Origin of the sequence: Streptomyces sp. NPDC005266 (genome assembly GCF_040607655.1) — a bacterium.
Lineage (GTDB): Bacteria > Actinomycetota > Actinomycetes > Streptomycetales > Streptomycetaceae > Streptomyces.
Genome location: NZ_JBEXHC010000007.1, coordinates 218950 through 241818 on the forward strand (window position 1 = coordinate 218950; position 22869 = coordinate 241818).

At 62.8% G+C, this 22869-nt stretch carries 23 protein-coding genes and 1 pseudogene; 11 read left to right on the top strand and 13 right to left on the bottom strand.

Translation table 11 applies throughout. The features are described from left to right. Positions 1–74: 74 nt before the first annotated feature. From ABZU99_RS16620 to ABZU99_RS16640, 5 genes are all read right to left on the bottom strand, one after another. Positions 75–1007 (bottom strand): type II secretion system F family protein, encoded by a 933-nt coding sequence (locus tag ABZU99_RS16620; protein WP_356045804.1) that lies wholly within the window; start codon positions 1005–1007, stop codon positions 75–77. Then, entirely contained in the window at positions 1004–1990 is a 987-nt protein-coding gene (locus tag ABZU99_RS16625) for a type II secretion system F family protein (protein ID WP_355950264.1), read from the bottom strand. Before ABZU99_RS16625 ends, ABZU99_RS16620 begins: the two co-directional genes overlap by 4 nt. A gap of 25 nt (positions 1991–2015) precedes the next feature. After that, positions 2016–3323, bottom strand: a complete 1308-nt coding sequence (locus ABZU99_RS16630) for an ATPase, T2SS/T4P/T4SS family (protein ID WP_355950103.1) — start codon at positions 3321–3323, stop codon at positions 2016–2018. After that, positions 3320–4270, bottom strand: coding sequence for a hypothetical protein (locus ABZU99_RS16635; RefSeq protein ID WP_356045802.1), 951 nt, complete (start codon positions 4268–4270; stop codon positions 3320–3322). The genes ABZU99_RS16630 and ABZU99_RS16635 overlap by 4 nt, the downstream gene beginning before the upstream one ends. A gap of 138 nt (positions 4271–4408) precedes the next feature. Beyond that, positions 4409–5143 (bottom strand): hypothetical protein, encoded by a 735-nt coding sequence (locus tag ABZU99_RS16640; RefSeq protein ID WP_356045800.1) that lies wholly within the window; start codon positions 5141–5143, stop codon positions 4409–4411. A 259-nt stretch (positions 5144–5402) separates the two neighbouring features. Here ABZU99_RS16640 and ABZU99_RS16645 point away from each other — a divergent pair, with 259 nt between their 5' ends. From ABZU99_RS16645 to ABZU99_RS16670, 6 genes are all read left to right on the top strand, one after another. After that, complete coding sequence (locus tag ABZU99_RS16645) at positions 5403–6059, top strand: hypothetical protein (protein ID WP_356045798.1); 657 nt, start codon at positions 5403–5405, stop codon at positions 6057–6059. A gap of 209 nt (positions 6060–6268) precedes the next feature. Beyond that, complete coding sequence (locus ABZU99_RS16650; RefSeq protein ID WP_356045796.1) at positions 6269–7078, top strand: hypothetical protein; 810 nt, start codon at positions 6269–6271, stop codon at positions 7076–7078. Between the two features lie 76 nt (positions 7079–7154). Next, entirely contained in the window at positions 7155–7454 is a 300-nt protein-coding gene (locus ABZU99_RS16655) for a hypothetical protein (protein ID WP_356045794.1), read from the top strand. A gap of 1 nt (position 7455) precedes the next feature. After that, complete coding sequence (locus tag ABZU99_RS16660; protein WP_356045792.1) at positions 7456–8751, top strand: enoyl-CoA hydratase/isomerase family protein; 1296 nt, start codon at positions 7456–7458, stop codon at positions 8749–8751. Between the two features lie 251 nt (positions 8752–9002). Further along, positions 9003–9665: a hypothetical protein gene (locus ABZU99_RS16665; protein ID WP_356045790.1), complete on the top strand. Its 663-nt coding sequence runs from the start codon at positions 9003–9005 to the stop codon at positions 9663–9665. Positions 9666–9680: 15 nt separating this feature from the next. Next, a complete protein-coding gene (locus ABZU99_RS16670; protein WP_356045788.1) occupies positions 9681–10412 on the top strand; it encodes a hypothetical protein in 732 nt (243 codons plus the stop codon). A gap of 346 nt (positions 10413–10758) precedes the next feature. On the opposite strand, the gene ABZU99_RS16675 is transcribed toward ABZU99_RS16670, so the two are convergent. The 3 genes from ABZU99_RS16675 to ABZU99_RS16685 form a co-directional block, all read right to left on the bottom strand. Continuing rightward, complete coding sequence (locus tag ABZU99_RS16675) at positions 10759–11475, bottom strand: DUF6193 family natural product biosynthesis protein (protein WP_356045786.1); 717 nt, start codon at positions 11473–11475, stop codon at positions 10759–10761. Positions 11476–11759: 284 nt separating this feature from the next. Further along, positions 11760–12071 carry a hypothetical protein gene (locus tag ABZU99_RS16680; RefSeq protein WP_356045784.1) on the bottom strand — a complete coding sequence of 104 codons (312 nt, stop codon included), beginning with the start codon at positions 12069–12071 and terminating at the stop codon, positions 11760–11762. Between the two features lie 159 nt (positions 12072–12230). Then, positions 12231–14462: a PQQ-binding-like beta-propeller repeat protein gene (locus ABZU99_RS16685; protein ID WP_356045782.1), complete on the bottom strand. Its 2232-nt coding sequence runs from the start codon at positions 14460–14462 to the stop codon at positions 12231–12233. A gap of 340 nt (positions 14463–14802) precedes the next feature. On the opposite strand from ABZU99_RS16685, the gene ABZU99_RS16690 reads away from it, so the two are divergent. From ABZU99_RS16690 to ABZU99_RS16705, 4 genes are all read left to right on the top strand, one after another. After that, positions 14803–14988: a hypothetical protein gene (locus ABZU99_RS16690; protein WP_356045780.1), complete on the top strand. Its 186-nt coding sequence runs from the start codon at positions 14803–14805 to the stop codon at positions 14986–14988. Between the two features lie 205 nt (positions 14989–15193). Then, complete coding sequence (locus ABZU99_RS16695; protein WP_356045778.1) at positions 15194–16144, top strand: hypothetical protein; 951 nt, start codon at positions 15194–15196, stop codon at positions 16142–16144. Between the two features lie 267 nt (positions 16145–16411). Continuing rightward, positions 16412–16708 carry a hypothetical protein gene (locus tag ABZU99_RS16700; RefSeq protein ID WP_356045776.1) on the top strand — a complete coding sequence of 99 codons (297 nt, stop codon included), beginning with the start codon at positions 16412–16414 and terminating at the stop codon, positions 16706–16708. A gap of 463 nt (positions 16709–17171) precedes the next feature. Beyond that, positions 17172–17771 (top strand): hypothetical protein, encoded by a 600-nt coding sequence (locus ABZU99_RS16705; protein ID WP_356045774.1) that lies wholly within the window; start codon positions 17172–17174, stop codon positions 17769–17771. A gap of 489 nt (positions 17772–18260) precedes the next feature. Here the strand turns inward: ABZU99_RS16705 and ABZU99_RS16710 are convergent. The 4 genes and pseudogenes from ABZU99_RS16710 to ABZU99_RS16725 form a co-directional block, all read right to left on the bottom strand. Beyond that, positions 18261–18371, bottom strand: a pseudogene (locus ABZU99_RS16710) (IS481 family transposase); the annotation flags it as partial. Positions 18372–19268: 897 nt separating this feature from the next. After that, complete coding sequence (locus tag ABZU99_RS16715; RefSeq protein ID WP_356045772.1) at positions 19269–19871, bottom strand: hypothetical protein; 603 nt, start codon at positions 19869–19871, stop codon at positions 19269–19271. A gap of 15 nt (positions 19872–19886) precedes the next feature. Continuing rightward, the gene (locus ABZU99_RS16720) at positions 19887–21194 is read right to left on the bottom strand and encodes a hypothetical protein (protein WP_356045770.1); all 1308 of its coding nucleotides are present in this window, start codon (positions 21192–21194) and stop codon (positions 19887–19889) included. 134 nt (positions 21195–21328) lie between these two features. Beyond that, positions 21329–21625, bottom strand: a complete 297-nt coding sequence (locus ABZU99_RS16725) for a hypothetical protein (RefSeq protein ID WP_356045768.1) — start codon at positions 21623–21625, stop codon at positions 21329–21331. A 144-nt stretch (positions 21626–21769) separates the two neighbouring features. Between ABZU99_RS16725 and ABZU99_RS16730 the strand changes: the two genes are divergently transcribed. Further along, positions 21770–22396 (top strand): hypothetical protein, encoded by a 627-nt coding sequence (locus ABZU99_RS16730; RefSeq protein WP_356045766.1) that lies wholly within the window; start codon positions 21770–21772, stop codon positions 22394–22396. Positions 22397–22475: 79 nt separating this feature from the next. Here ABZU99_RS16730 and ABZU99_RS16735 read toward each other — a convergent pair whose 3' ends face one another. After that, positions 22476–22784 (bottom strand): WXG100 family type VII secretion target, encoded by a 309-nt coding sequence (locus ABZU99_RS16735; protein WP_356045764.1) that lies wholly within the window; start codon positions 22782–22784, stop codon positions 22476–22478. Positions 22785–22869: the final 85 nt, after the last annotated feature.

Sequence of the window (22869 nt, forward strand, 5' to 3'; positions counted from 1 at the left end):
ATCCGGTCAGACCATCCAGGTCAGACCATCCAGGTCAGACCATCCGGTCAGACCATCCAGGTCTGGCCATCCGGTCAGACCTGGAACACGCGCATCGCCGCCGGATAGATCAGGAAGACCAGAAAGCCCGCGCACAGCAGGAGTTGCGCCACCAGCATGGACTGCGACTTCTCCCCCGCGCTCCCCTCGATCTCCGCCAGTTCTCGGTGCCGCATCGTCTCGGCGCGCGACGCGAGCGATTCCCGCACCTTCGCGCCGTCGTCCGCGACCAGGGCCAGCGACGCGGACAGGTCCTTAAGTTCCTCCACGCCGAGTTCCTCGCCGAGGTTCCCGAGCGCCTGCCACTGACTGACGCCGGTGATACGGGCGTCGGCCAGCGTGTTGCGCACCCGGCGCAGCGCCCATCCGTCGCTCACCTCCGCCGCGGCCATCAGCGCCTCGGGCAGACCCCGTCCGCCCGCCAGGTTCATGGCCACCAGATCCAGATAGGCCCCGATCACGCGGCGCAGATCGCGCCGCTTGTCCTTGGCATCCCGCCGGATCTCCAGATCCGGCAGCATGAAGAACAGGCCCGCGAAGGCCAGCGCCAGCCAGATGGGAATGACCGGGCTGCTGCCGAAGCCCAACGTCCACACGATCGCGAAGACGAACGGGCCGAAGACCAGACCGGCCGCGCCCAGCAGCACCTTGGTCGCCAGGAACGACTCCCAGCCGCGGTCCAGCACCGCCAGGTCCGCCCGCAGCGAGCGCTGCTCCCAGCCCTGCTGGAGATAGAACTCCGCGACCCGCGTCCCGACCCGCGCGCGCAGCGAGCCGAACCGGCCGCTCTCCCGCGCGCCCTGGGCCCCGGCGCCCGCGTGCGCCGCGCCGCGCGCCCGCAGCGCGTCGATCTCCGCGACCCGGGCGACCGCGCCGCGCTTGCTGGGCATCAGGGCCCGTACCAGGGCGTAGATGCCGAGGCCGAAGACCGCGCCGACCAGCACCGGCATCGTCAGGCTGCTGTTCATCGCGGCGTCACCTCCTCCCCACGGGGCAGCCGCGACTGCGCCGCGGGCGCGTCATGGGCACCGTGCGCCCCGTATGCGCCGTGGCCTGATCGCGGCCGTACGAACTGGACTCCCGGGTCGTCCCGGGTCAGGAAGCGGTCCGGGGTCTCGATGCTGGAGAGCTTGCGCAGCCACCAGAAGCCGAGCGCGAACAGCCCGCACACACAGGCCAGCACCAGCTGGCCGACGGGCGACCCGTACGGCTCGACGAAGTCCCGGTTGAAGACCGACAGACCGAGCACGAAAGCCACCGAGACGCCGATCACGATCTGCACACTGCGCCGGGTGCTGGCACGCTGCGCCATGACCCGCTGCCGCATGTCGACCTCCTCGCGCGCCGACTTGGCCAGCGCGCCCAGCACCTCGCGCAGACCCGGGCCGCGCAGCCGCGCGTTGAGGATGAGCGCGGCGACGATGATGTCGGCCGACGCGTCATCGATCTCATCCGCCAGATCCTGCAGCGCGTCGGGCAGCGGCGTACGGGCGCGCAACCGGTCGACCAGCGCGTCCAGATGGGGGCGCAGCGCCGGGGCGGCAGCGCGCGCGGACGCCGGAATGGCCTGCTCCAGGCCGACGGCGCCCGCGATGGTGTCCCGCAGCGACTCCGTCCAGGCGGCCAGCGCCTCGACGCGGCGCATCGCCGCCCGCTCCTCCGCCGCGCCGCCGAACAGCCGGTCCCAGAAGAAGACCAGCACCGCCGCGGCGATCCCGGCCACCGCCCACCGCGTCAGCAGCAGCACCACCAGCCCCACACCCGCGGCGAGCGAACCACGCCGGCTGGCGAAGCGGGCCAGCTCGGCGGAGCGCCGGCTCGCCTTGGCCCTCTCATGGGCCGGCTTGGCGGGCAGTCCGCGGATGGCGACGATGAGCAGCGCCAGACCGCCGCCGACGACGACGCCGCTCAGCAGCGCGTACAGCACGGGCAGCGAGAGGAAGCCGCCCATCGAGGGGAGTCGCATGGTGTCCCCGTCACCCCCAGGTTCCGGTCGGGCGGTAGCCGTACACGGCCAGTTCGTCGAGGCAGGTCACGGGGGCGTGCGGCACCACGCGGCCGTCGGGTGTCTGCGCGAACACCTCGCTGGACAGCACCCGGCCGTCCACGCCGTTGACCTCGCGTACGGAGGTGACGGTACGGCTGAGCCGCCCGCCGCTCTGATAGTCGTTACGGCGCTCGACGAAGACGACGAAATTGACCGCACCCGCGATCAGCATCTGGCTCGCCTCGATGGGCAGCCGCTCACTCGCCTGGAGCGCATAGGTCGAAATACGGTTGAAGACCTCGCTGGAACTGTTGGCGTGAATCGTCGACAGCGAACCGTCGTTACCCTGCGACATCGCATTGAGCATCGTGACGATCTCATCGCCCAGAACCTCACCCACGATCACGCGGGAGGGGTTCATACGCAGTGATCGGCGGACCAGTTCCGCCATGGATATCGCGCCCTGGCCCTCGGAGTTCGGCAACCGCTCCTCGAAGGCGACGACATTCGGATGCAGCTCCGGAAACTGATCGAGCCCCAGCTCCAGGGCCCGCTCCACCGTGATCAGCCGCTCATTGGGCGGTATCTCATTGGCGAGGGCACGCAGCAGCGTCGTCTTGCCCGCGTTGGTCGCGCCCGCGATCATGATGTTCTTCCGGGCCCTGACCGCACAGGCCAGGAAATTCCCCAACTCCGGCGTCACCGTGCCATTTCCCACCAGATCCGCCATGAAGACCTTGCCCAGACGGGCACGCCGGATGGACAGCGCCGGGCGCCGGGTCACATCCATGACGGCCGACAACCGGGAGCCGTCCGGCAGCCGCAGATCCAGCTGCGGATTGGCGGAGTCGAAGGGCCGGGAAGAGAGCCCCGAATAGGCGCCGAGCACCTGAATGAGCTCGATCAGCTCCTCATCGGTCTCGGCGACCGGCTCCCCCTGCTCCTCACGCCCGTCGGCGTAACCGACGAAGACCTGATCGAACCCGTTGATGTCGATGTTCTCGACCTCGGGATCGTCCAGCAGCGGCTGCAGCCGCCCCACCCCGAAGAGCGCCGCATGCACCGCCGCCGCGTACTGCTCCTCGGTCTCCGCGTCCAGCGGTGCCCGCCCGCTGTTGATCTCGGCGCGGGCGTAGGCCTCGAGGATCTGGGCTATGACGGCGCGGGCGTACTGCCGCTCGTCCTCGGTCGACATCGGCGCGGCACCGGACGCCTGGTCGAGGCGGCGCTGCTCGGCGATGCGGTCACCGGCCTGCTGCCGGAACCGCTTGACGAGCTGATGGTCGACGACGCTCATCGAGGCGCCCCCGGACCTGGACCGCGGGCCCCGTAACCGCCGTAGGCCCCGTGACCCCCGTGACCCCCGTGGGCCCCGTGACCGCCGTGGGCCCCGTGACCGCCGTGACCGCCATGGGCTCCCTCACCGCCGGGCATGACGGGCTGCGTCCACGCCGCACCGAACTGCTGATGCAGATCGCCGACGACCTTACGGGCCGAGCGCACGAGCAGCGACTTCTCCAGCCGCCCGCGCTTACGGCCGTTCAACTGGTTTGCGCCGCCGGTGTCGTGCGCGATGACCCCGACCACCCGCGCGCCGGCCTGCGCCGCGACCAGCATGTCGTTCACCTGACCGGCCAGCCGCCCGCTGTTGCCCGGGTCGGCGATCAGCAGCACCCCGATGAGGGGCGTACCCAGCTGCGCCGCACCCCGCTGCCCGCCGTGGAGCTTCGCGGACAGCGCGCCGGCCCGATCCCTGATCCGCGCCAGGTTCTCCGGTTCCGTACGGGAGACCAGCAGCACGAGCGAGGCGTGCGGAAACATGTCGACGGACGGCGAGTCGGCCCCGATCCGCCCGCAGTCGGCGATCACATCGGCAGCCCCCTGAGCGGATTGCGCGAGCCCCGCGAAGGTATGACCCAGGGTCGGCCACAACCCGACGAGCCCGGCGGACTGCTCCGAATTCCCCAGCCCCACCAGCACTTCGAGCCCGCCCGACATGGGCTGCGCGTGATCCCAGAGCTGCTCGGCAACCAGCCCCCGCCGCGCAGTGGCCGCCACCGACAGCATCCCCGTATTGGGATCCAGCGGCCCCCCGTGCGCCGCGGCGCTCCGGTACACCAGATCCCCACCGGCCGGATCCACCTCGGCCAGCAGCGCACGCCGCGGCCAGACCGCGGAGATCGCGACGGCTGTCGTGGTGACACCGGGCGAACCCTTGTCGGCAGCGAGAGCGATGAGCGCCATATCGTTATGTCTCTCTAAGACCCTGGACCTGGACCTGCGAACTGCACCCGAAGCCGCAGCAGCCTGGCGGCTGGGCACCGGATGACCGGGAACCGGACGACGGGAAACGAGACCCGCCCCCCACCCGGAAGCCCGAACTCACTGACCACTCTTGGGAACCTTGACCAGGGCGACCTCACCGGCCGCCGCCGCCTGGGTCAACGCGGCGGCGTCACCCTGATCGGCGAGCACCGAGACGGGATAGTCGGCACTGCCGACGCTGTCCCCACCCCCACCCGTGGAGCCGACGATCTGCACCCTCGCCCGCTGCACCAGCAACGTGTTCCCCCCGGTCCCACCGGAAGCCCCCGCCGATCCGGTCGCGCTGCCCTTGTCGGCGGCGTCGCCCACCCGGTACGCGGAGACGCTGTCCCCGGCGGCCAGATCCTGCGGATACTGCCCCGCCTTGAGCGACAGCCCGACCAGCACCTTGCCGTCAGGAAGCCCCTTCGACTTCTCGGTCAGCATCCCCCCGACCAGAAGGGATCCCTTCACGATGTCGGTGGTCGCGCGATAGTTGCCGAGGAGATTCAACTGGTTGTACTTCACGTAATCGATACCGGAATCTTCCGCGACCATCACCGATTCCACGGCCGATGACGGAATGGGCTTCCCGGCGGTCACATTTTGCGTGATCTTGATGACCTCGATCCGGTCACCGGCACGCAACACAAGAACGGTCGCCCCCAACGCACCGACAAGGATGAGCAACACCGCGAGCGCGGCAAGCGCAGGCTTACGCTCGCGGGGGGCGGAGGGAAGCCTGTCACCGACGGGTTGACCCGGCGCCAAGCCCCTGCCATGCGCCGCCCCCGTGCGCTCCTGGATCTTCACTGCGACTGCCCCCGCAAGTTATGTCCGAATTCCGGCATTTGCCCGCCGAAGCCCCTACTACGCGGTTATCCAGCGGAACTGGGGCTGTCAAGTCATCGAACCGTATCAGCCCCCCATAACCACCTCAAGGCGCGCCAGGAGGCCCCTCCTTCGCACCTCCCATCGTTATCCGCGCGCAATCGAGCCTCCCAAGCTGCTCCATGCATCCATGCCATCATCGATGACGTTTGCTACCGGACAGCCGTAGGAGATGCGGAAGTTGAATACGCACACACCCACAAAGGCCGGCCTGGCGGCCCTACTCACCGCCACCGCCCTGGCCCTGACCGCGTGCGGCAGCGACTCCTCTTCGGGGGACGATAAGAAGATCGACGGCGCCAAGAAGGCGACCAAGTCAGCCTCGCCCACCGCGTCTCCCTCGGACGACGGGCTCAAGCGACCGAAGATCACCCTCCCGAGTGACGTGCACAACGTCTTCGAGGACCGCAAGACCGGCGACCCGAAGAAGGACGCGGTGCTGGCCGACAACGAGCGGCGCATCAACTCGGTGGACGAGGCGATCACGAGTGGCGACCGCAACCGGCCGGGCCTCAAGTTCTACTCGAAGGAAGGTGCACTGCTCAGCGCGTCTGAGTACGTCCAAACATTCATTGATAACGGCACGACCTTCACCGGGGCTACCCGATACTACGATCGCAAGGTGACCTTCCTCAAAGACGGCGCGGCGGCTGTCACGTATTGCTCGGATGAAACCAAGTCGTACAACAAGAACCGCAAAACGCAGGAGGTACGCAAACTCCCCGGCAGCCCAGACGACTACACCTTCTACAACACTCGCTTGGAAAAGAATAAGTCCGGCGTGTGGCAGACTTCTAATGTCATCTCGCAGGAGGGCGCGAAGCAGTGCCAGCCGTGAAGCGCCACGCTCAGCTAAAGGCGGCAGTCGCGACACTTGTGATGACACTTGCACTCACTACACCAACCGCGTATGCGGGCGGTAAGGATCTCGACTCCAACGCCCCGAAAGAAGGAGCTGGCGGCTCCCGACAGGGAAACAACCTCATTGCGCATACAAAGGTTGAGGTTCGGACTCCCGGAAGTTCCAGGCCGGGCAGGGGGAGCGGGTTGACCTCCACTGATGTCAACTGGACGCCCCCGGCCTGCTGGTATGAACCGGCCTTCTCGCCGAAACAGATCAAGGCCCTCACCGCGTCGATATCCTCAGTGCCGTTCCTAAATTTCTTCGGCGCCGCGCTCAAAGAGCGGTACGATGGCGGCGCGTACAAGAATTACAACCTTGACAAACAAGGTAAGGGCATGTTCTGGGCGGCCGTCGTCAACCCCAAGCGCAAAAACGACCCCGAAGCGAACTCCTGTGACAAGCCCCCATTCTGGGTCGACGAGAACGACACCCCTGACGAACCCCTCGCCGTCTCCCCGAGAATCCTGGCCGAGTACGCCTACGACGAACTCCCGGTCCCGGACACGGACATCACCATGAGCCCCGACGGCAAGCAGACCGTCAACCTCGACACCTGGGTCTGGCTCAACAAGGCCAAGTTCAAGTCGGTCTCGGTAACCGCCAGCCTCCCCAACACCAACCTCTCGGCGACCACCACCGCAACCCCCGTCGCCCTCACCATCGAACCCGGCACCCAGGACGCCGAACTGCACCCCGCCTCCGGCGAATGCCCCATCAACAAAGACGGCAGCATCGGCACCCCGTACTCCGCAGACAAGAAGAACCAGACACCACCCTGCGGCATCACCTACCTCCGCTCCACCAACAACACCGGCCCCCACCACCTCAAGGCCACGCTCACCTGGAAAATCTCCTGGACGAGCACCAACGGCCAACGCGACACCCTCCCCGACGGCACCTTCGGCACTACCACCGACATCAGCGTCCAGGAAGTCCAAGCCATCAACCGCTGAAGTGTCAGGGGAATCGGAAACACCAGGATCGCTCGAACATGAAATTCATACTGGCTGAAGAGTGCAGGAAGATGGCATGACTGATCTACGGCTTGAGGGTACGATCTTCGAACATCTACGGAAAACCTTTTCTACAGTCGCAGACCGGATGGGCACCGCTCGCCGAACGCTGCGCCATACGGATGGCTCGGTGGTAGGAGCCAGCAAACTCGTCGATGACATCCACGACTTCGCGGACGAGTGGGGCTACGGCATGAAGCAACTTGGCAAACACGCCAAGGGCGCAGTCAAGATGATCGACCAGATAGACGACTCTTTCGGCGAATTGGACAAGGAACTTGCGGAGTCCATGAAGCCCAAGAAGAAGGGCAAGTGAAGTGGCCCGCCCCTCCTTCCCGAACATCGGCTGGGACCCCACGCCCGGTGACGCGGAAGAGACCCGGAATCTGGCCAGACGGATCGGTGGTCTGGCATCTGATCTGGGAACTGCGGTACGTGAGTTGGAACAGATCGAGACCGGCGCTTGGAAAGGCAAGGCCGCGATAGCCTTCAGCGATCACGTATCGGACGATGTTAAACCGCTGGTCAAAAAAAGCTATGAGTCCTTCCACAAAACATCCCGAGCGCTGTATCGATGGGCCAAAGAGCTCCAGCATTTCCAGGACGAGGCGGACCGGTTGGAGGTCGCGGCCGGGAGAAAGCTCGACGATCTGGCGGGCGCTAAGGCGAAGCAGGAGTCGAACGGCCAGGCGAAGGAAGAGGACAAGAAGGGAGATAAGAAGGGTAAGAACGTAGCTGACGCCTCCTCGGCCGTTGACGACATCATCAGCAAAGTCCACGATCTCGAGACGCGCTATGCCCATGCTGCCGCACTCATCGGAAAGGAACTTGACAAAGCTGACGACATTGCGCCCAATGAGCCGGGCATATTTTCCAAGATCGGGAACGCGTTCAAGGGCGCCGTGAACTGGGTCAAGGACCACGCCGACGTCATCGCTCTGGTCGGTGATCTACTAAGCGACCTGACTGCGGTGCTGGGCCTTCTGGCGATCGTCACCCTGCCCTTCGAGCCCCTCGGAGCGATCTTCGGCGCCGCTGCTCTGGTCACTGCAGGACTCGCTCTGGGCGCACACTCTCTAGCCAAAATTGCGGGAGCCGACGTGAGTTGGACGACGATCGGCTTGGATGCGGTAGGACTGCTCCCCGGTATCGGCCTGTTCAGCAAAGGGGCCAAGGTGGCGAAGACCGGTAGGGCTTTGGCGAGGACAGCCAAGACCTTCGGTACTGGATTCAAGGGAACCCAGGTCGCCTCGGCGAAGAATCTGCTCGCTATGGGAGATCTGGCGAAGAAGGTCGAGGGCGGGGTCAGTCTGGTGCCTGGCAGGCTGGTCGTGCTGGGCGGTAAAGCCAAGAACTTCGGACTGATTGCAAGGGAAGGTGGCGGGGTGATGAACCGTCTTGCGGGCCTCTCCCAAGCGGGTTACCACGAAGGCCAGTGGCTTGGGACCAAGGGGCTGAAGTTGATCAGTGGAGGAAAGGTGCAACTCAATCCTCTCGGCGCTGGCATCGCCCTGGATGGCCTCGGCAAGATCGCGCCCAAAATACAGAGCATACCCCAGCACATCGGAGAAGCCGTAAATCCCGGTGACCGCTTCCAGCAGTCGGCCAACTGAAGGTTTGGTGACTGACAATGCCGATCTGGCAGCCCAGCCCGGGAGAGGTACTCCTGACTCGGGCACCCATCATGTTTGCAACAGGCGCAGCGACGCCGGTCTCCGGTATGCGGTGGTTCCGCGATACAGAACGCAACGACATCCAGCACGAGCTTGCCAGCTGGCCTGAAGGTCCCACGTACACCGTCCGGACCAAAGCCGAGCGCCGGACGCGGGCAGTGGCAGAGGGCGCACTGCGGACACTCGGCGCTGTGGCGATAGGTGTCCTGACCGGCGGCGGAGGGGTGGGGAGCGTCAGTACGCTCGGACGTCCGCAGGACCCGGCCAACGAGGTGGAGGACTTCCCTGTCCTTTGGGGCGCTCCCGGCAGTCTTGCCCGAACACTGCCATGGCAGCTGGATCCTGCACGCCGCGGAGACACCCTGCGAACCCATCTCATTGTCACCGACCGACGCATTGTCATCGTGGGTCTGTTGAAGGCGGACGTCATCGATGACGAAGTACTGTGGGAGGTCGGGCGCGACCAACTCGCCAGAGTGGAGCCCAAGGACTTCAGCGCTACCAAATGCAATGATTTTAACGCCAAACAATGTGACGTTCGGATGGATTTCACGGACGGCTCCTGGTGCAGACTTGCTTCGAACTATCGCGACGAAGTCTGCGAACACCTGACGTATCCCTTGGAGTTGCTGAGCCCCGAAGCTCTTACGCCAGGACAGCGGAGAAGGGTGGATGCCTTCACAGCCGACAAGACAGTGGTCGACGGCCCCGTGGTCACTCGGTTGCCGGACTTCAACTACCTCATCCAGGTACGGACGTCGGAAGAGGTCAGTGTATTCGCCGGGATCACCTTTCTTACCGACGTCATGGATCGTGATGGCGAAGATCCGGACTACGGGCGACGTGACATCTGAGCAGAACGGCACCCCATGACCACCATCACTACTCCTGCTTCGTCGGAACCGTCGGACAGCGCCGACATACCACCCATATGGTTTACCGTTCCCGAAGGCTTCTTCGCTCTTCCACTCGCCGCCACGCCTGAAGACCGATCCACCCTCGCTGACGCCTTCGTACGGGAGTTGTACTCGGAGGGCAACGACAGCATCTGGACGCCGGCCGCCCCTTACTACGCCGCACTTGCTGAGCAGTTGGCCGCCAGTGGACTCTCCTATTCCGCGATGGGTCTGTTCTCCACCGACGAAGGTGGAGTCGCCCAGTGCGCCTTCACGGTGGCCGCTGTCGAGACCGACCAGTCTGACCCCGACACGGCGGCCCAGGGCATACTGGCGATTCTGGAAAGCGATCCGCTCAACGACGCCCGATGGCTGGATCTTCCCTGCGGGTCCGCAGTCTCCTGCATTACTCTCCGGGAACTGGTCCTGAGCGCCAAAGTGACGGCTTCAGGCGAGCAGAGCAAGCTCCTCACCGGGCAGATACAGGTGCATATCCCATTCGCCACCGGCCCGTACACTGCGGTCTTCACACTGGACACAGCGTCGGTGGACTACTGGGGCGAGTTGTGCGACATGACCATGGCCATCCTCCAGACGGTGTCCTTCACCGACCCCTCCGATCCCGGCACAGGGCCCCAGCAGCATGGGCCCATGTCCATAGCCGCTCAGGAGCGGCCTGCCGACGAGCTATCCGACACTCCCTGAACCCGACCGATATGAAGAACTTGCCGTCAATTCGGGCAAGGCACGAGGCGCCCCCGTGACCGCCGGTTGACGGACGCGAAGCGCTCCCGGTCAGCTCGGCAGAGGGGGCGTTCCCACGCACGATCCGGTCAGGCACCCTCGGGCCAGTGGCGCAGGAAGACCTTCACAGCCAACCATCGGACACAACCGTGCTGTCCACGCGGAGCCCAGGCGAGGGCTGCCGTACATACCACTTTGTGGCCCTGACATCTGGAAGTGGTCACGGCTCTCTGGGTGAAGTCGCCGCTGTTCAGGTCACTTCCCGGCATGGGACAGGCGGGGCTCGGGGTTGCTATCGGGCCATGCATTACGGGCAGGCCAGGAACGAGATGGCAATCTCGATGAGTTGATCCATCGAGATCGCTTCCTCCCCCATCTCATTCGACTTTGTGGATTCGACTCGATAGTGGCCATCAGGCAAGGGGCTGATCCAGATTTCCCCGGCCGTCCTGTCCGAGTAGTCTCTGGCAAGGCGCAGTGTGCCATGACTAAAGAAAGGAAACAATAGGCGCAGTCGATCGTCCGCATAGACCTTCTGTAGAATCGCACGGACGGACGAAAATTCCTCAGTGTCGAGCAACTGCTCCCATTGCGTCGCGACAGGATCGCCGCTTTCGTACGCCTTCGCCAACTCACTGTAGTGCATGAAGGGGAAATCGCTCTTCAGTTTCTCGAGCGTCGCGCCTCTGCGCCATACATGCACCACCTTGACCGCCGAGAGAAGGTCATCAGTGCCACCATCCGCCCATGGGTGGACGTCACCCTCGATGCTGATAGAAAACTTGCGCCTCTGTGCTCCAAGGTGAATAAATATCGCCCCTCTGTCCGTGTCTGCTACCGCAGTGATAAACCTGGCTCGCGGGGATTCAGTTGCAGGGCGCACGGGGCCCAGCTCCATGTCATTCGCCTGTGAGCATTGAATCATAGCCGACACGAGGCCACCCGATTCAAACAGGTCCGGATACAAGTTGGCATCGAGAGTGCTCGAGATGTTCGCATGTTGATCCTCATTTCCAGCCGTCATTGGCAGGTGCACCTCTCGAACTCAATTGCATACGAACTCGGCGCTCTTCGCGAGGAACACGCACATCTCGGTCCGCGGTGCGTGCCTGATCCGCGAACTTGTCCAACGCCGTGGCACCGTGTCGTAGAGAGTGGGCCACCCCCCGGCCTGAGTGCGCACGCTCTTGGCACGGTCGTGGAAGGCATCGGCAGCCTTGCCCTCCCATCTGGTCCGCCGGCTTCTCGCCGAACGCATGGTTGACCTTGTTGATCAAATGCAGCGGATTGAGGTCGACCACGACCGGCTCAGCCCTTCTTACCCTGGGCCCCGGCGGCCAACAGCACGTCCAGCAGATCGAAGGCATCGGACACGACGCCCATCAACTTCGCCTCCGCCCGCCACTCCCTGTCCAGGGCATGAGTGAGCTTGGCCAGAGTGTGCATGCCGTCATGTATGTCCTCTGTCGCGCTCAGTAGAGGACCCAGGGCACCCAGCGCGGATAGGTCATGCGACGCAGCCTTGAAATCCTGCAGCGGCTTAGCGGTGTGATGCGACACCTTTCGCAGCGCCGAAGAGGCCGTCCCCAGCGATTCCGCTTCCTTCTTCAGATCCGACACGATGTCCCCGCCCTCGCACGTAGCTGTCCGCACATACGAACAGAAACCCTAATCGGCGCAGCCTGACGGCAGGTGCGGCCCACCCCAAGGGCGGGCAAAAGATCGTTGATCGGGTACTCAAGTAGCCGACCTGCCTACCCCGCCCTCCAAACGTCTACGTCACACAGCCGGGAGCCCATACAACCGGTCGGCATGGTTCACCATAAGTCGACGTCCCGCGGCCACGACATGCCATTCGCTGTCGTCGTGGACCTCGTCGTTGTACGTCCAGCGAAGCTTGCCGTTCTTGGCGTCGAAGGCGTAGATGCCGCCGGAGTCGAAGAAGGTGGCGGCGTAGACCGAACCACCCACCGTTACGAACTCCTTCGGGGCCGGCCGCCGACCGAGCTCCGTGGACTTCCACAGCTTCTTTCCGCTCGCAGCGTCGACCGCCCACACCCCGCTGTTCTGTACGGCCACGTAGATCGTGTCGCCGTCAAGCGTGAGTGATTCGTGGTCGAACGGGTTCTTGTGCCCCGACGGGATCGACCAGCGGGCGTGGCCGTTCTTGAGGCCGAAGGCCCGCATGGATGCGCCGGCGATGACGACCTTGTCGCCGTGGATGACCGGGCGGTATGCCAGGTCCTCACCGACTGGGCGGGTCCACAGCTGCTTGCCGTCCGCGGCGCGGCGTACGGTGAGGTTGTGGAGGTCGTCCGTGTAGGCGATGTGCCGCCCATCAGTGGTTGCCACGACGTCCGTATCCCCGGAGCCGTTGCTGCGCGGCTCGTTCCACACGACCTTGCGGGTCCTGATGTCAACGGCGGCAATGGCGGTGAGCGTCTTGGTCGGGTCTTCATCGAGGACCTGTGCGATGACGAAGACCCGCTTGCCGTCGGCGGCGATCGGCTCCGGCTGGTCGTACTTCCCGCCCAGTCTGCTTCGCCACGCCTCCTTGCCGGTGGCCGGGTTGATGCCGATGAAGTCGCCGTCGTACTTGGGGCTTCGGAAGAACAGCAGCCCGGCGCTGTAGATCAGTTGCGCGCCGGGGCCGGCCATGCCGGGCGATGCCCACTTCCGCTTTCCGGTGACCACGTCATGCGCCACCAGCGGATCCCCCGAGAGCACCATGAGATTCCCGATGACCCGGGGCCGGACCGCATATTCCAGACTGAGGGGCTTGACCTTCGCGTGCCACAGCGGCTTTGGACTGGTGCCTGCCGGTGGGGTGGTGAAGTTCTCCGGAGCCGGCCCCGTGGCGGATTCCGACGTGTTCTCCGCCGGAGTCTCCTTGCCTCCGCCACCTGCGAACGCCCACGCGACGCCCCCAACGACCGCGAGCACCCCCGCCCCGGCGCCGAGCGCGAGGAACCGGCGACGCGAGGGGGCCGCGGCTGGGGCCGAGGTCCGCGAGTTCGGCTGCGACTGCGACTGCGGCCGCGATGTCTGAGTCGGGCTGGTCACGATGGACTGGTCGACCGCGGTAGGCGTCCGTACGGCCGACCCCGCATCGTTCCGCAGCGGGGTGTCCAGATCGAGGATGCGAGTGGCGTGCCGAGCGATGGTGGAGGCGACGGGGCCCGGCAACCAGTCGTCGACCACGGACTGCATCCCTTCGCCCGCGAGCGCCGCCTTGACCTCCGCGGGGCGGGGGCGGGCTTGCGGGTCCTTGGCGAGGCACGCCGTTACGAGGGGACGCAATGCCTCGGGCACATGGGACACGTCCGCTTCACCGTGGACGACCCGGTAGAGCGTCCCAGCCGCCGAGCCATGGCCGAACGGCAGCTGACCCGTCGCCGCGTACGCGAGGACCACACCCAGCGAGAACACATCCCCCTGCGGACCGGCGACCTGACCGCTGGCCTGTTCCGGCGGCATGAACCCGGGCGAACCGACCACAATCCCGGTACTGGTCATCCGCGCGCCATCGACCGCCCGCGCGATGCCGAAGTCGATGACGCGCGGGCCGTCGGCTGCCAGCAGCACATTGGAGGGCTTGAGGTCGCGATGCACCAGACCGGCCCCGTGGATCACCTCGAGCGCCGACGCCAGGCCCGCGCCGAGGCCGCGTACTGCCGGCTCCGGCAGCGGCCCATGCGCGGCGATAACCTCGTCGAGGGAAGGGCCGAGGACGTACGCGGTGGCGAGCCACGGCAGGGACGCTTCGCTATCGGCATCAACTACCGGGGCGGTATACGGCCCTGAGACGGCGCGCGCGATGCCGACCTCATGGCGGAAGCGGGCACGGAACTCCTCGTCCTCCGCGAGTTCGGGCCGTACGACCTTGACGGCGACGGTGCGTCCCCCCGGCGAACGTGCCAGGTACACCCGGCCCATCCCGCCGGCACCAAGCCGGGCCAACAGGCGATATGCGCCCAGGACATCCGGATCCTCACCCTGCAACGGCTGCACGGGCAGCCACCCCCATCCCTCATGTGCCGTGTTGCAACGCCGAACAGCAGGCTACTGTCCAGTACACCCAGTACGTGATGTGACGTGGCCTCACAGAGTCGCCGACGACAGTCAACAACTGAGCCTGACTTACGGCGATTTCGAAACCAAGTGGCCTCCCTGCGTTCAAATCGCACACCCCTCAGCAGGGTCAAATGACTCGAAATCACCTCGGTCCTGGCGCGTGGCCTTGCCCCCTCCCGACCCCAACTTGCCCCCTCGAGGCGCATGATGCATCCGTGCCATCATCTGAACAGCATCGCTACATCGCCAAGTGGAAAGACACAGAAGAGGTAGCCGCGTGGGGCACACCAAGGCAGACACAAATCTGATCAAGGAATGCTCAAGGGCGTTGTCGAGGATTCACCGTGAATTCGATAAGCATGGGAATCCAGCCGGCGATTTCAAGATGAACTCGGCCATGGTGGCCTCCGGGATGTATTCGATGAATTTTCTGACACTTGGAAAGATACCCGCAGAAAACTGAACAACCATATCAAGAAGCTCGCGGATGCGACTGACACCGCAGCCAAGAGTTACGACAAGATCCACACTGCCTTGGCCGACGCCCTTCGTGTCTGAAACTAGGCCTCGACTTTTTAGGGATACTTCCCGGGTTCGGAGCGCTGAAGGGGCTCACCGCAGAAGCCCGGGGAGCACGTGCCGCTGCCGCCGCGAGCGGCGTGTGGCACATGTTCACCAATGGCAAGGGTACTGAAATTGTCAACGGTAGCATTAAGGGACTGAGGTGGGTGGGCGGAAAATTGAAATGGGGAGCCCTAACGAGACTCCCGGAAGCAGGATTCGATGGGGAAAAGATCACACGCTTTATTAAGGGCGCTGGAATTATTGGTGCGGGAAATAAGATGAAGAACAAGTGGGAGCATCTATGGCAGGACGACGATTCGGACAACACTAGCTCGGACGGCAAGACTCCCACAGCCGTCGCCCTCACCGCAGCAGCCGCCCACTCTGAAATCGCGGCCGTCGTCCGGCCCCTTCCACAAGGCGCTGTCGCCTGCAGGTTGAGGAGAGTAATCAAGATGAGCACGAAACACCCTGATGAAGATCGCATGTTCATTGGCGATGATGGCAAAGCACACGAGTTGATCCCCTCCCAAGTGATCGCCTCGATACCAGAGGCCAAGGCGAAGGCGGAGGAGCTGGGCCGGGAAGTCCGTATTGACTTCTTGAACGACAGGGCCGTGCTCTGGATGCTCCATCAGCGCTGGGGCGACAACGCAGACAAACACAGGGCCGTGCTCGTCCTGGGGCTCCCCTTTATACTCCTAAGCTGTGCGATGTGGCCTTTCTGGGTTCTTGTCGCCTCAGAAAAGCCGCAGCCATTCAAGATGATAACCATTGGCGTGGCCGTAGCAGTTCTCGGCACCCTTCTTTTCTTTTGGTGCCGACATGGGCTACGAGCCACGTTCGATCCGGTCCGACGGAATGTACGAATCCGGGCCCGCATGTACCGGAAAGTCGTGGGTACCACCCGGGGAAATGGAGCCGACATACCTCACCTCTACCCCCACTACGGGATGTACGCCACCTCCCGTAAGTTCTTCCCCGACGCCGAAGACCTTCCCATTCCGGAAGACCTTCTCAATTCGGATGCGACCCCGAAGGAAGGCCCCGCATGAGTGCCGAAACCGTGAGCCGGGACGCGGTCCAAGGGATTACGGTCGAAGGAGTACGCGAGCGAGCTCTATCGGGCCCAGAAAATAGCCGACAAGGCGCTTGATGACTTCCGCACGGCGGACGCAGATCACAAGGAAGCCCTCAAGAAACTCGAGAAATACAAGGGAACGGTCCCCAGCAAGGATGACGTGACTGACCGCACACGGCTCGGAAAAAAGCGAGACGATGCAGCTGGTGGGATACGGGATGCGCATAGGGAGATCGGACGTGTGAAAATCATTCGCGACGACGCCGGCGACCGCGCGGCCAAGCACATCAAAAACCTCGTTAATCACGATGGAGTGCATGACCCGGGCGGTTTTATGCATTTCCTGGCAAAATGGGCAGACGACCTGTCTGCTATCGGGGTCGTGCTGGCCGCTGCCGCACTCGTCGTGGCATTTGTCGCCACCGGCGGAACTCTTGGGATAGCACTCCTCGTCATCGGCGCTTCATTGGCAAGCGCGGGCGCTTTCGCCGGGCACGCGTACGACATGTTCGCCCTGGGCGGGAAGCTCGATTGCTGAAACTAAGCCTCGACTTTGTGGGGATAATTCCCGGGTTCGGAGCGCTGAAAGGGCTCACCGCGGCGGCCATGGGGGCGCGTGTGGCTGCCGTCTCAAGCGGCGTGTGGCACATGTTCACCAATGGCATGGGTACTGACTTTGTCAACGGCACAGTAAAGGGGCTGAGGTGGGTAGGCGTCAAATAGAAATGGGCAGCCCCCTCGCGAGACGTCCGGAAGATGGCTTCGATGGGGAAAAGATCACGCGAGCCATCAAGGGCGCTGGAATCATTAGTGCAGGGAATAAAATGATACACAGATGGGAGCATGTGTGGCAGGACGACGATCCAGACAAGGCCGGTTGGGGTGACAAGACACCTCAGCCGTCGCCCTCGCCGCAGCAAACGCCCACACTGCACTCGCGGCCATCATCAAGCTATTTTTCACAAGGCTCTTTCGCCTGCAGGTTGAGGAGAGTTACCCACATGGGTAAGGAATACCCTGCCGAAGATCGTTTGTTCATGGGCGACGATGGCGCAGCGCACGCATTGATCCCATCCGAAGTCCTCGCCTCGATACCCAAGGCAAAGGTGCAAGCCGAGAATCTCGGACGGGAGGTCCGTATGGACTTCTTGGACGACAGGGCGGTTCTGTGGATGCTCCATCAGCGCTGGGGCGACAACGTAGACAGACAGGGGGTCGGGCTCGTCTTCGGTGGTCCATTGATAGTCCTGGGATTTGCACTGTGGCCATTTTGGGAGCTGGTGGCCTCAGAAAAGCCGAAGCAATTTAAGGTGATAACCATTTGCGTGGCCGTATTGGTACTCGGCACGCTTCTCTTCTTCCTGTGCCTACGCGGGCTACGGGCCACATTCGATCCGGTCCGACGGAATGTCCGAATCCGGGCTCGGATGTATCGGAAAGTCGTCGTCATCGCCCGGAGAAACGGAGCCGAGATACCCCGCCAGTACCCTTACTACGGGATGTATGCCACCTCCCGCAAGTTCTTTCCCGACGCCAAAGAGCTTCCCATTCCAGAAGACCTTCTCAATCCGGATACCACTCCGACGGAAGGCCCTACATGAGTACTGAAACCGTGAGCCAGGACGCGGTCCAAGTCGTCACGCCAAATACGGTAAGCGACGAGATACATGTGCGCTGAGTGGTCCCGGAGTCATGCATCGAAGCTCCTCTGAACGAAGACAGAAGCCTCACCGTCAACCGGCTGGACGCCCTGGCGCACGAGTATCTTCCCGATATGGAGTCGCCGGAGCGACTGCATCTTGGTCAACGCATGCGTGGATGGAATTGAAGCTCTGGCGTCCGCCGGCATTGAATACACCGCGTTCTGCATGGCAGATATCGACGGCACCGTGTGCGTCGCAACCCTGTACGCGGCCCTCTACAGCGGAGACGACACTCCGGCCGGCAGAGATGTCACCGTCGCCTCGCTGGCCAACACCCTTGATCTGCTCGGAATTGGCGAAGTGTCAGAAATCCAGCTTCCCGTAGCTCCTGCGGTGTCCTGCATAGGTGCGCGAGAAAGTGAGGCGGAGCTGCAGGACCTCATCGGCCGAGACCTGGAAGCGTTCAGCGGCCCGGCGAAGCGGCCAGCCGTCGTCCACGACGCAGCGGGGCAGACACAGACGCCCGGTCTCGGTCAGGGGTGCGTTACGGCGGGGCATGAGGGCCTTTCTGGTCGCCGGTGCAGATATCGCAATCCACACCAAGCCAGAAGGCCCTCACCCATTTCAAGATCACTCAGCCATGACGTCCGTCACCAACCTCAGTGGACAGAACAGCTGGGCCTCACTTACGGCTACTTCCGAAGCCGGTGAGCTTGCTGCATAACATAGCGCACCCCATAGCTGGACTAAATTAGGCGAAACTACCGCGGCTTTGGCGCGTAAACGCCTCGACGAAGGAGCTGGCTGACTATTGACATCATCGAAGGGATGCCAGCCGTACACCCTGACGATAAGATAATGAGCCATGTGGGGTAAATTTATGAGTATGAACCTCGACCCTTTCGGTGCAGGACCCCGCTGGTGGCGCATACTTATTCATGGGGCGTTCACCATCACATTGGTCCTCGGTGGCTTTGCGGCAGTCCTCATCGGCGGTGGGGTTGTGTGGTCCGGCTCCGACCCCCAACTGAATGGCGCAAGGGAAACGTTCGTCTCCGTGAGCGCTATCGTGGGACTTGGATGCACGATGCTCCGCATGGGGTACAGCTTTGGTCGTGACACCATCGCGTTGTGCCAGAACAGGCCTACCGGCCAGACCGGAAGCATCCTCACCTTGGTCTGCGGTTATTGCGCAATCACGGGGATAGTCCTGGCCAGTGTTGCGACACGCGTGCCGTTGTGGGGCTCTGTACTCATGGTGTCGGGCCCACCTACAGTGCTTCTGGTCATGCGTTGGCCGCATATGAGGCGACAGTTGCGGATGCGCCTTACCGCACGCGCCGCGTCACGTGCGTCAAGGCCCGCTACCATCGTACGAAAGCAACGAGTAGTGAAGCGAAAGACCCGGGCGCAGCGTCGACGCTGAAAGCGTCAAGCATGGAGATCATTCCAATATCAGTTGCCTTCATCGTAGAGACTGATACTTTGAACGAATTCGTCGAAATCCGACATGGCGGCCGCGAATGGGCCGAGGTTCCCCGACGAAGCCAAGGCAATGAGGTCGACTTCACGCTTGTCGTCCCGGAAGGCGTACCACAGATTCGCGGCAACGGTCTGGTCTTCAAGAAGGACGTGGTTCAGTGAGCGCAATCCGGTCCCGAGTGCCTCCGATGCGACCTCCTCGACTTGCGGCGGAAACATCGTGTCCGTGCTGTCGGCTCGTGCATTCCTGCGGAGTGCCACTTCCCGTTCGTCCTCGGCAGGACCGTACCAAAGGTGCATGGACAGAGGATCGGATTCCAGGTCACGGAAGTACAAATAGTGTTCCCGCCCCGGAGCATGCTCTTCGAATGCCCGGCGGTACCCGATGAGTTCTTTCTCAAGGCGGCGCAGCAGCTTCCTATTTCCTGGAATATCCTTGAATTCCAGCAAGACCTCCGCCGCGCTTTTCCCCCATTCCTTCTCACTCCCCCAAGAGGTGTTTCTCCAATCCTCATCCGCGGGGAGCTCGACCCAGTACTCATAGTCGAAGTCGACGATTACCCAGCTTTTCCTCACTCGCTGCTCCTATTCCTATGGTGCACGGTCATGCCAACCGCTATTCGAAAAAGAAAAATTATTCCAGTCCTTGGCGTCACTGTACGGCCCTATTTTTGGTTTATCGGGCCAGAGGTCGCTGCTCCCCACAGCCTTGTCACCCAGGTCCAAGCCAGTGCCCGCCACGAAGGCAGCAGAATTTCTCCTGCCTGCTCGCGCCGTCTGGTGGGCTGCCTCCCGAGTGGCGTTGTCACCAGAGCGCTTCGCCCCCTCACGGGCGGCATACTTGATCTGGGCCGCAACATCGGGGTCGCCGCCAGCCCTGAAGACCTCTTTTGCAGTGGGCTTGGGCAATTCTCGTGCCGCACCTGGACTCTTGAGCGACCTCTCGAATCTGCGCTGGCGCTTCAGAGCTGCATTCCGGGCTTTCTTATTCGGCGCGTCCTTAACCGCCTGTTTGAGCTCGGCACGCTTGGCGCTGCCCCTCAGCGCATCCTTCGTCTCCCTACGAGCCGCCTGCACTGAGGCTCTCCGGGTGGCGTCTGTGCCCGCTTTGATTCCCTTAGCGGCGGCGGTGCCCATTTTGAATGTAAAAAGGCCAATTATGTCAAAGCCCACATCGCCCCAACCGCCGTTGCCCGTCGCAGCCATCAGGACGTGCGTACCTAGCGTGAAAAAGGTGATGGCGGTACCGATCTGAGTCAATAGCGGAAGGATAGCCAGCAAACCCCCGGGAACTGCCACGAATGCAGCTACGACCGCAATGACCAAGGCGACCATGGCCAGGATGGTGGCTATATACCCCAGCACCTCCAGCGCCTTTTTTATCCAGTCGACGTTCCGCTCTACCCAGTTGGAGATAGCGCTCCAGAAACCATCCTCGACGGCGTCGTCGATGATGTCGCGAATCTTGTCCGCTATCTTTTTTGCGTCGTCCTCGTAGTCGCCGACCGCCGTATTGTATCTCTCCTCAGCTTTCTTGTACTTCTCTTGCGCGCTTTCCAGGCGCCCCTTCTCGCCCGCATCAAGTTCCTTCGCGGCTTTCTTCGCCTCGTCAGAGTCCTCATCAAGAGTTCCGACGAGTTCTTTGATATCCGCTTCGGCCTCTTTCGCTGATTTAAGCGCTCCGGCGGTCTCGGTCTGGGCATGCTCAAGCCGGCCCTTCCATTTGCCAAGCTGCGTGGCAACATGCTCGTACCGCCCTGCCGCCTTCTCCAGCTTCCCCGCGAGCTTTTCAGCGCTGTCTTTCAGCTCATCGACATACTCCCCTTTAAGCCCTTCACCATCCCCGATGGCTTTGAGCCGCTTCACTTGAGCGACAATCTCTTTGTGCGTGTTGCTCATTCGAGTCTGACCGGCTCTTACACCATCAGGATCACCGGGTGTAGGATCGGCATGCGGGTCATCCTTATTTAGCGGATGCCAATCCTTCGGACGCGGTTCCGATGGCGCCATGTTTGTGCCCCCCGTCGCTTCTCTTATTTCTCGCCCTTGGCCTTTTTGCCAAGGTCCTTGTCGAGGTCCTTGAAACTTTTCTTCACGTTCTGAACCAGCTCAAGCGTCTCGCCCAGATTCCAGAGCAACTGCTTGCGGTTGCCTGACCAGTTGTTCGCGAACTCGTGCATGGCGTCTTTCATCTTCCCGGCGCCCACGTCTTCAGCCAGCGAGTCCTGCCGTTTCGTGCACCTCTTGAACTCTGTGCGAAGAGTTTTCAGCGACGTTTCCGATGAGTCCAGAAGTTCGTAATTGACCTTTAGGTCTGACTTGTCGCCCATGTCCCCTCTCCTGTTACCCTTCATCAGATGTGACTGCGGGTCAGCAAGCAAACATATTGCAAGAGCCTCCCTCCTGGGCTGAGGACCAGTCAAGGGAAGGATCCGGTCTCACCCCAAAAGCCATAAGGCTGCGACACTATGAGAGTGGAACCTACGACCGAGACAGCACCGACCGCGAACGGTTACTCGCTCGTCCTGCCGCCCGGGTGGTCCAAAATCCCACTCCGGCAAGGCACGGAGGAGGCCATACGCGATGTAGTCAAGCAATCCTTCAATAAAGCTCCGGATGATGTGTCACGCGATGCGCTGTCGAAGCATCGCGTGAAGATTGAGGGTCACCTGCGAGAGATGGCCAGCCAATCCGCTGAGAACGGCGGACTGGACCTCTATCTCCCAACAGCTCCACGTGGAGAGACTCTGGTCGCGGGATCCATCATCATCTCCGAGATCCAGCTGAGCGGCGGCCCCGTCCTGGACACCAACGACGTCGCTGCCCGCTTGGCAGCCGGCTCCGAAACTCACATGGTCACTGTGGACGGGGCACGGGGAGCACGCGGCGAGCGGATAGTCAGCGCATCATCGGCCGACGCGGCCGACGCCTCCCGCCGCGTTGACTACGCACTGCCCGTGCCCGGTGACCCCAACCGGTGGATCACTGCCGTGTTTTCCACTCCAGCGGACGGAGACCCTGCAGGAGAGTTCGCTGATATACTCGTCGAACTTTTCGACGCGATAATGACGACCTTTCGATGGACTAAAGTAGGGCCTTGACGGGCAGTCCGCCGGCCCGGCGCTATGAATAACAGGTCGTGCGTGAACTGGCGCCGGGCCGCGGTCCGCGTGACGGCGATCACTTACCCTTGATGCCGTCGCCCAGCTTCTTGTCCAAGTGCTCGAAACCGTCAGCAGCCGAAGTGAGAAAGTCGCCCATACCTTCGAGGCCTTCAATCGTATCCGAGGCGCCCTTTTCGAACTCGTTGAAGGACTCCTCGAAGTCCTTCGATGATTTCTGGGTGACGTAGCCGTCCTTCACCAGGTTCTCGACGTACTTCTTCAAACTCTTCAGCGTCTTCTGGAGCTCTACCTTATCTTTCTTGAGTTTCTTCGCCGCATCCCTCATGTCCTGATAAGTGACTGCAACATCGTCCTTCTTGCTCATGCGGTCCCACGTCCTTTCATGTATGCGGCAGGGCCAGTCCCCGCGCCTCTTCCGGGTGTGGATGGTGTGATGATCCACCCGGTGA